5 protein-coding genes are annotated in these 5,230 nt (G+C 73.3%); 3 read left to right on the top strand and 2 right to left on the bottom strand.

What is annotated here, in order from left to right; all coding sequences use genetic code 11:
* Nucleotides 1-105: 105 nt before the first annotated feature.
* Both AB0G50_RS35760 and AB0G50_RS35755 read right to left on the bottom strand, forming a co-directional pair.
* The gene (locus AB0G50_RS35760) at nt 106-378 is read right to left on the bottom strand and encodes a GlsB/YeaQ/YmgE family stress response membrane protein (protein WP_360118525.1); all 273 of its coding nucleotides are present in this window, start codon (nt 376-378) and stop codon (nt 106-108) included.
* Nucleotides 379-485: 107 nt separating this feature from the next.
* The gene (locus AB0G50_RS35755) at nt 486-1,265 is read right to left on the bottom strand and encodes a molybdenum cofactor biosynthesis F family protein (protein ID WP_360118522.1); all 780 of its coding nucleotides are present in this window, start codon (nt 1,263-1,265) and stop codon (nt 486-488) included.
* A 148-nt stretch (nt 1,266-1,413) separates the two neighbouring features.
* Here AB0G50_RS35755 and AB0G50_RS35750 point away from each other — a divergent pair, with 148 nt between their 5' ends.
* The 3 genes from AB0G50_RS35750 (at nt 1,414) to AB0G50_RS35740 (ending at nt 5,096) form a co-directional block, all read left to right on the top strand.
* Nucleotides 1,414-2,109, top strand: coding sequence for an SDR family oxidoreductase (locus tag AB0G50_RS35750; protein ID WP_360118519.1), 696 nt, complete (start codon nt 1,414-1,416; stop codon nt 2,107-2,109).
* A gap of 162 nt (nt 2,110-2,271) precedes the next feature.
* Nucleotides 2,272-2,895, top strand: a complete 624-nt coding sequence (locus AB0G50_RS35745; RefSeq protein WP_360118516.1) for a peptidoglycan-binding protein — start codon at nt 2,272-2,274, stop codon at nt 2,893-2,895.
* Nucleotides 2,896-2,897: 2 nt separating this feature from the next.
* A complete protein-coding gene (locus tag AB0G50_RS35740) occupies nt 2,898-5,096 on the top strand; it encodes a hypothetical protein (RefSeq protein ID WP_360118513.1) in 2,199 nt (732 codons plus the stop codon).
* Nucleotides 5,097-5,230 lie beyond the last annotated feature (134 nt).

Here is a 5,230-nt window from a genome sequence, read left to right as displayed (position 1 = left end):
GGTGGGGGTCCTGGGGGTTGTGTTCGTGGCCGCGGCTGTGGGGGGGTTCACCCCTGACGGCCGTGGCCCCCACGACGTCGTGGGACCAGGCGCTTCGGTCGGGAGCTAGTGGTGCGTGCGGTGGCTGCGGGTGGTCACCATGTGGTAGACGCCGAGCACGATCAGCGAGCCGAGGATCGCGAGCAGCCAGGTGCTGAGGTCGAAGAACCCCTGCACACCGGTGCCGAACAGCGCGCTGCCGATGAAACCGCCGATGACGGCGCCGACGATGCCGAGCAGCATCGTGACGATGATGCCGCCGGGGTCGCGGCCGGGCATGATGGCCTTCGCGATGGCTCCGGCGATCAGGCCCAGGACGATCCAGCCCAGAATACCCACGGGTGTTTCCCCTTTCCCTCGTCGCCGCTGGTGGTCGCGTGGTGCGGCGTGGACGACCTGACTCCGGGATGCCCACTCCGCGCGCTTCTCACACCTGCGGGTGAGGGTCAGTCCGCCGCGGGGTCGTACTCCTCGGGGTGGACGGTCGCGCTGAGCAGCCGGCCGTGCGCGCCGAAGGTGAAGTGCGTCTGCTTCTCGCCGGACTCGTCCAGGCCGAACAGGACGCCGTGCGAGCGCAGCGCCGTCACGTCGCGGTGGTCGGCCACGGTGACCGCCGCGCACGGGATGACCTTCTCCCGCCAGGTGAACACGTAGATGCCCGGCCGCAGCTGCCACACCGAGTTCTCGTCGGTGTCCGCCAGGCCCTTCTCGGGACCGGCCAGGCACTGCCAGGTGTACCAGTGCGGGCTGAGGTAGACGTGCTCGTAGGCGTGCTCCGTGCTGTACACCCACATCGCGCGGCGGCCGATGAGCGCGCGGGTGGGCGCGGGCTCGTCGCCGGACACCGCCGCGTCGCGCAGCGTCGCCGCGGTGAACCGCTGGGTGACGCGGGGCGTGCCCTCTTCGCCGATCGTGGTGGTGACCACCAGGGCACGACCCGCACGCAGGTCCAGGAACAGCGACACGGCCTCGTCCGGGCGGGAGGCCGGGTGGAACTGGGTGTAGTAGAGGTCGTCGTCCACCAGGAACGTCTCGGCCTGGTCGACGCCGTGCTCCGTCTCCACGCCCGCGTCGGTGAACTTCGCGGTCAGGACCGTCCCATCCGGACCGTCCAGCGCGAACTCGCGACCGGTCAGGTCGGCGACCGCGGGCGCCTTGTTGGCGTCGAAGCCGGGAGCGAGACCGTCCAGGGGCAACCAGGAGGAGGTGTCCGACAGTGTGGTCACAGGCCGTCCTTTCCGAGCGGGCGTAAGCGGCAGTGTCGGTCGCGGGTGGTCGTGGCGGAACGGGGGCGCGCCGAGTCGTGCGGCGGCGGTCAAGGACGGTGCGTGCACCGTCAAACCGGGTGCGCGCGGCGCGACCCACCATGGACGCGTGGTCGTCGCGGGCAAGAGGGTGCTCATCACCGGTGGTGCGTCCGGCATCGGCGCGGCGTGCGCCGCGCTGTTCCGGGCCGAGGGCGCGCGGGTCGTGGTGCTGGACCGGGCGCCCGGTCCGGACGACGTGCGCGCGGACGTGACCGACGAGGGTTCGGTGGCCGCCGCGGTGGCGACCGCGGTCGCCCGGCTCGGCGGGCTGGACGTGGTGGTCGGCTGCGCCGGGGTGTCCGGACCGGTGGGCACGCCCCTGGTGGACACGTCGGCGGCGGACATCGCGACCGTCATCGCGGTCAACGTCACGGGACAGCTGCTGCTCGCCAAGCACACCTACCCGCACCTGTCGGCCGGCGGGTCGATCGTGTTCCTGGCCAGCGACTCGGCCTTCGTGTCCGCGCCCGGGATGGTGCCCTACTGCGCGTCCAAGGGCGCTGTCGTCTCGCTGACCCGCGCGCTGGCCGTCGAGCTGACCGGGGTGCGGGTGAACTGCGTGTGCCCGTCCATCGTGGACACCCCGATGGCGCGCGGCGACCTCGGCGACGACGCGCTGGACCACGCGGACTTCCCCGTGCAGGCGCCGGAGGACGTGGCGTGGCAGGTGCTGCACCTCGCCTCCGACCGGTCCCGGGCGATCTCCGGGCACGCGCTGCTGGCGGACTTCGGCTATTCCGCGCGGTCCGCGTTCCCGGCTTGACAGTTCTACCCGGGTTAATGTGAGGGTTTGTCCATCATCTCGGCTGATGGCCGAAAGTTATGTTTCGCGGAATTCCACCCCGATCGTCGGGCAATTCGTTTCCGTGCCCACTCGTCCGGGTAAGAAATCGTCGGCTGCCGCCTGACGATGGGAGTGGACCTGATGAGCGAAGCGCACCTGCCACCGCTGTCCGCGGCCGACCTCGACGCCGAGGTCGGCACCGCCTTGCCGGACAAGGAGGTGTACTCGCTGCTCGACCTCGACGTGAACCTGGATCTCGGGCTGGACCTGGCCGCGCCGATCGACCTCGCGGTCGCCGCCAACGCGAACGTCGCCGCGCCGATCGACGCCGCGGTGGGCGCGAACGTGCTGTCCGAGGACTCGACCGCGCAGGCGCTGTCCGACCAGGGCGTGTCGATCGACCAGGGCATCACCGGCGAGGCGATCGCGAACTCGACCCAGGACAGCACCATCGACCAGGGCGAGCCCGCGGTGCACGGCACCGACGTGCAGGTGCCGCCCACCACCGAGGCCGGCGCGCTGGACGGCGGGCTGCTCAACGTGAACGTCGACCTGGCCGCCGACCTCGACCTGGCCGCGCCCATCAACGGCGCGATCGCCGCCAACGCCAACGTCGCCGCCCCGATCGACGCGGCCGTGTCGGCGAACATCGGCTCGATCGGGTCCGAGGCGACGGCCGTCGCCCAGCAGGACGCGATCATCCACCAGGTGATCAACGGCTCCGCCGAGGCGAACGCCGACCAGAACTCGGGCATCGACCAGTAGTCATGGGAGTCGCCTCCGAGGTCGTGCCGCACCGCGCGGCAGGTGTGGAGCTGGTCGGCGAGCTGAAGGGCTCCGGCTACCGGCGGCCACCCGCCCTCGTGCGGCGCGCCGACGGCCAGGTCGTGCAGCTGACCCCGTTGCTGTACCGGGTCCTGGCGGCGGTCGACGGCCGGTCCGACCACGCGGACATCGCGCGTGCCGTCGGGCCGGCCGTCGGTCGCCGGGTCACCGCCGAGGACGTGCGCGCGCTGCTGGACGGGAAGCTCGCGCCGCTGGGCGTGCTGCGGCTGGCCGACGGCTCGGAGCCCGAGGTGCGCAAGTCGCAGCCGCTGCTCGGCTTGCGGTTCCGCCGGGTGGTGTCCGACCCGGCCGTCACCCGGCGGATCACCGCGCCGTTCGCCCGGCTGTTCCACCCGCTCGTGGTCGGCGTGGTGCTGGCCGCGTTCGCCGCGGTCACGGCGTGGGTGCTGTTCGTGAAGGGGTTGGCGGGCGCGGCGCACGACGCGTTCGCCCGGCCCGGGTTGCTGCTGCTGGTGTTCGCGGTGTCGGTGCTGTCCGCCGGTTTCCACGAGTTCGGCCACGCCGCCGCGGCCCGCTACGGCGGCGCGACCCCCGGCGCGATGGGGTTCGGCCTGTACCTGTTCTGGCCCGCGTTCTACACCGACGTGACCGACAGCTACCGGCTCGGCCGCGGCGGGCGGCTGCGCACCGACCTGGGCGGGTTGTACTTCAACGCGGTCGTGGTCGTGGCGGCGTTCGGCGCGTGGTGGCTGTCCGCGTGGGACGCGCTGCTGCTCGTCGTGGTGGCGCAGGTGTTCCAGATGCTGCGCCAACTCGCGCCGTTCGTCCGGTTCGACGGCTACCACGTGCTCGCGGACCTCGTCGGCGTGCCGGACCTGTTCCACCGGATCAAGCCGACGCTGCTGGGGCTGCTGCCGTGGCGGTGGCGCGCGCCGGAGAGCCGCGTGCTCAAGCCGTGGGCCCGGTTCGTGGTCACCGCGTGGGTGCTCGTGGTCGTGCCGGTGCTGGTGCTGGGCACCGCGCTGGTGGTGCTGACCCTGCCGCGCGTGGTCGCGACGGCCTGGCAGGCGGTGGGTCGGCAGTGGCACGGCGCCGCGGTGGCGTGGGACGCGGGCGACCTGGCGTCGGTGCTGGTGCGGGTGCTCGGGGTGGCGGCCGTGCTGCTGCCGTTGCTGGGCACCGGACTGGTGTTGGCCCGGCTGGTGAAGCGGGTGTTCGGCAGGCTGCGCCCGGTGTGGCGGGTGCTGGTCGGGGTGGTCGCGATCGCCGCGCTGCTGTGGGCGTGGTGGCCCGACAGCGACCGCTACCGGCCGATCGGGCCGGACGAGCGGGGCACCGTGCAGGACGTGGCGCGGCACGGGGTGGCGCCGCAGGGTTCACCCCGGCCGGCGTCCGCCGGCACGGCCACCGCGGTCGGCACCGCGTCGCCCACGTGGACCACCAGGAGCGCGCCGACCCGGGACCGGCCGGTGCCGGCGCTCGTGCTGCGGCCGGTCGACGGGAAGAGCCCGACGTGGGTGTTCCCGGTGGACCGGCCCCGACCTCCCGGCGCGGCGGACAACCAGGCGCTGGCCGTCAACACCACCGACGGCTCGGTGCGCTACGAGGTGGCGTTCGCGCTGGTGTGGGCGACGGACGGGGTGGTGGACAGTCGCAACGAGGCGTACGCGCTGGCCAGTTGCCAGGGGTGCACCACGGTCGCGGTGGCGTTCCAGGTCGTGTTCGTGGTGGGACAGGCGGACGTGGTCGTGCCGGAGAACCTCGCCGTCGCGATCAACCAGTCCTGTGTGGACTGCGTGACGTTCGCGCTGGCGACCCAGCTCGTCGTGGCGCTGCCGAACGGGCTGAGCCCGCAGGCACGTGCCGAGCTGGACGAGGTCTGGGCCCGGTTGCCGGACCTGGCGCGCGACCTGCGCGGCAAGTCGGCGGTCGAGATCCGGGACGCGTTGACCCTGGTCGAACGGGACGTGCTGGACGTGGTCCGGCGGGACACCACCACGACCACCGCGCCGACGACCACGTCCACCCCGGTACCGGTGCCGACCACGACCCCGGTGCCGACCCCGGTGCCGACCCCGGAACCGACGTCGGTGCCGACGCCGACGAGCGAAACCCCGTCGGCGTCGGTCGAGCCGTCCGGCACCACGGCGCCGGTCGAGCCGACGACCCCGACGGGGTAGGCGGACCGGCGGGGCCCCCGCGGCGCCGGGAAAGGGGGCCCCCACCACCAGGCCCGCGCCCGGCCCGGCGGGGGGCCGCCCCGCGGCGCCGGGTTGGGGGCCCCGCCCCCCCCGAACGGGGGGGCGCCGCGGGT

It is taken from the genome of Actinosynnema sp. NPDC020468 (assembly GCF_040642015.1).
Lineage (GTDB): Bacteria > Actinomycetota > Actinomycetes > Mycobacteriales > Pseudonocardiaceae > Actinosynnema.
Note: the sequence above shows the minus strand (reverse complement) of the source record. Positions and strands in the feature narration are given on the sequence as shown.

What these genes read in the sequence shown, in the direction of transcription:
- AB0G50_RS35745 (WP_360118516.1), top strand. Translation starts at nt 2,272, where the DNA reads ATGAGCGAAGCGCACCTGCCACCGCTGTCCGCGGCCGACCTCGACGCC.
- AB0G50_RS35740 (WP_360118513.1), top strand. Translation starts at nt 2,898, where the DNA reads ATGGGAGTCGCCTCCGAGGTCGTGCCGCACCGCGCGGCAGGTGTGGAG.